Source organism: Erythrobacter donghaensis (assembly GCF_001557325.1).
Taxonomy (GTDB): Bacteria; Pseudomonadota; Alphaproteobacteria; order Sphingomonadales; family Sphingomonadaceae; genus Erythrobacter; species Erythrobacter donghaensis_B.
The window spans coordinates 1-1,595 of the sequence record NZ_LSJS01000020.1 but is presented as its reverse complement, the minus strand read 5'-3'; the positions used below and the strand labels follow the sequence as shown (position 1 = coordinate 1,595).

Sequence of the window (1,595 nt, the reverse complement as noted above, 5' to 3'; positions counted from 1 at the left end):
GATATAGCTGGTGACCACCCCGATCGCCACCGCCGCCACCCCGACGCCGAGCGCGACGAGGAGCCCCCCGCCCCCGCCGACGCCCGAAAAGGCGATGGCGATGGCCGGAAGCACCGCACTGCGGATCGCCCCGAGCGCGCCGATGACGACGCCGAGCGGCGCGGTGCGGCGGGTGTCGCTCATGCAGCGGCCCTCACATGGTCTCGCGGCGGATATGCGCGCGGATCTCCTCGCGCATCTCGCGCGCCAGCGCCTCGCCGAGGCCCGGCAGGGAGACGCTGGCATTGTGGTTGCCCGCGGTGTGGAGCGTCAGCGTGGCGATGCCGAAGAACCGCTCGAGCGGGCCCTGCGCCACGTCGATATGCTGCACCCGGCCGAAGGGCACGACCGTGTCGGAACGGAACATGAGGCCGCGCACCACGCGCAGCCGGTCGGCGCTGATCTGGTAGCCGCGGGCGTTGTAGCGGGTCTGGGGAATGCGGATGATCAGCGCCAGCGCGATCAGCAGCACGGGGCCGGCGATGCTGCCGCTCGGGAACAGGCCCTCGCCCTTGACGGCGGTCTCCAGCACCAGCGCGCCGACCAGGAACGGGATCGACGACAGCGTCGCCTGCACGCGCAGGACATGCGAATAGTTGGGGTGGAGCTTCGTCAGCGCGTCATCATCGCCGGGCGGCTGGGGCAGGGGCGTCTGGTCCATGGTGCCTTATCTGCGCAATACAGCCGCCGCGCGCAAGCCGCTTTTCCGCCCCTTTCCTAGCGCATTTAGGAGGGCGACGCGCGGGGCTCGGCCTCCTAGAACGCCCGAACGTCCACTCCGGGAGAGAGAACCTCATGATCACGCTCCATTCCAGCCTTGGCCCCAACCCCCGCCTGGTGCGGATGTTCATGATCGAGAAGGGCCTCGAGGAGGGCCGCGATTTCGCCCGCGTGCATTACGACATCATCACCGGGCAGAACCGGCAGGACGCGGGCTACATGGCGAGGAACCCGCAAGGCACCACCCCGACGCTCGAGCTGGAGGACGGCACCTGCCTCACCGAAAGCTGGCCGATCTGCGAATATGTCGAGGAGCTGCACCCCTCCCCCAACCTGTTCGGCGAGACTGCGGTGGAGCGCGCGACGGTGAGGAAGTGGGCGCGCCTGTTCGATCAGGAGGTGGTGGTGCCGATGACGATGGGCTTCCGCGCCGGCGCGGGCCGCCCGATGTTCGAGCCGCGCATGAGCGTCGTCTCGACCGGAGCGGGGGCGGAACTCTCGGGACTCGCGGACGAGAAGTGGCGGCTGTTCGACGGCTACCTCGGCGAGAAGGACAACATCGCGCTCGGCCGCTTCACCTTTGCCGACCTCATCATCTTCGCCTTCGCCAATTTCGGCTTCACGGTGGGGTGGAAGCTTCCGCAAGGCACCGACAACCTTGCGCGCTTCGTCGCCACGCACAACCAGCGGCCGTGTGCGGCGATCTGGAAGCAGGCCGAATAGGGCGCGGCTGGCATGGCGGCTTTCGTGACAGAGCAGAAAAAACCTGCCGTTCGGGAAGCGACCCCATTAACGTCATTGGGCTTGCACTTCGGTCATGCTGAAAGCTGCCGCAC

At 68.0% G+C, this 1,595-nt stretch carries 2 protein-coding genes and 1 pseudogene; 1 reads left to right on the top strand and 2 read right to left on the bottom strand.

Going from position 1 to position 1,595, the window contains the following annotated elements:
* A pseudogene (locus AX692_RS00315) lies at positions 1–183 on the bottom strand (hypothetical protein); the annotation flags it as partial.
* Between the two features lie 10 nt (positions 184–193).
* On the bottom strand, positions 194–700 hold the full coding sequence (locus tag AX692_RS00310) for a PH domain-containing protein (RefSeq protein ID WP_073973226.1): 507 nt from the start codon (positions 698–700) through the stop codon (positions 194–196).
* Between the two features lie 134 nt (positions 701–834).
* On the opposite strand from AX692_RS00310, the gene AX692_RS00305 reads away from it, so the two are divergent.
* Positions 835–1,482 (top strand): glutathione S-transferase family protein, encoded by a 648-nt coding sequence (locus AX692_RS00305; protein WP_081095035.1) that lies wholly within the window; start codon positions 835–837, stop codon positions 1,480–1,482.
* Positions 1,483–1,595: the final 113 nt, after the last annotated feature.

Coding starts and splice junctions, on each gene's coding strand:
- AX692_RS00305 (WP_081095035.1), top strand. CDS start 835: ATGATCACGCTCCATTCCAGCCTTGGCCCCAACCCCCGCCTGGTGCGG.
- AX692_RS00310 (WP_073973226.1), bottom strand. CDS start 700: ATGGACCAGACGCCCCTGCCCCAGCCGCCCGGCGATGATGACGCGCTG.